Raw genomic sequence first — 954 nt, forward strand, 5'->3', positions numbered from 1 at the left:
CCGGATCAAAGGATATTTGCTCCTCCCCGAAGCTTTTCGCAGCTTATCACGTCTTTCATCGGCTCTTAGTGCCAAGGCATCCACCCTGCGCTCTTTATAGCTTAACCAGTTCGATTTTCGCACCATCCCCTGACTGTTAAGGAGGGGGCTTACCCTGTTAAGGGTGCGGGCTACTCGTCTAAGATTCATAGCGTTGAATCTCTGGTCTTAGGTTTGTTATCACTGTACGTTACAGTAATAACGAGTTTATAATTTTTTCGGTTATATCTGTTACGATATAACACCTCGGATGTCTTGATTTACTCTTTCTCAGGATCGAAATCCCTTAAAAGAATCTATCTAGATATATTCAATATGTGGTTTTCAAGGTACATGCTGGCATGCTTCATTCCGCCTGACGGCTTCCTTCTTCATGCCGAATGGAGATGGAGAGATTCGAACTCTTGACCCCCTGCTTGCAAGGCAGGTGCTCTCCCAACTGAGCTACACCCCCATATTTATGTTAAATACTCGGATGCTGGTCTTCCCTTTTCAGGCAATCCCTTTATTCTTTTGTTTTTTCCACTTACTTATCTCCTGAGGAGTTAAGTAGTGGGCTTAAGTGGACTCGAACCACCGACCTCACGCTTATCAGGCGTGCGCTCTAACCGGCTGAGCTATAAGCCCTTTTGTAAAAATCTGGCACCCACCTGCTCTCCCATGCCGTCTCCAGCATAGTACCATCGGCCGCTCAAGTCTTAACCATCGTGTTCGGGATGGGTACGGGTGTTTCCCCTGAGCGCATCGGCACCAGAATCTCTTTGTCTCTGATGTTTCTATTCTTTTATTCTTTTTTCTTCGGCTTTCGCCTTCCTTTGAAACACAAGACTCAACAGTATATAAAACCCTTACTTCTTCTTCCTTAGAAAGGAGGTGATCCAGCCGCACCTTCCGATACGGCTACCTTGTTACGAC

The 954-nt window shown here is 46.0% G+C and carries 2 tRNA genes and 2 rRNA genes; all 4 read right to left on the reverse strand.

Going from position 1 to position 954, the window contains the following annotated elements:
• Window positions 1-107 (reverse strand): 23S ribosomal RNA (locus H8S80_RS33900); the annotation flags it as partial.
• Between the two features lie 313 nt (window positions 108-420).
• Window positions 421-493: transfer RNA gene (locus tag H8S80_RS33905), tRNA-Ala, on the reverse strand.
• A 99-nt stretch (window positions 494-592) separates the two neighbouring features.
• Window positions 593-666: transfer RNA gene (locus H8S80_RS33910), tRNA-Ile, on the reverse strand.
• 10 nt (window positions 667-676) lie between these two features.
• Window positions 677-794, reverse strand: a 5S ribosomal RNA gene (gene rrf / locus H8S80_RS33915).
• Window positions 795-954 lie beyond the last annotated feature (160 nt).

Source organism: Hungatella sp. L36, from assembly GCF_014288035.1.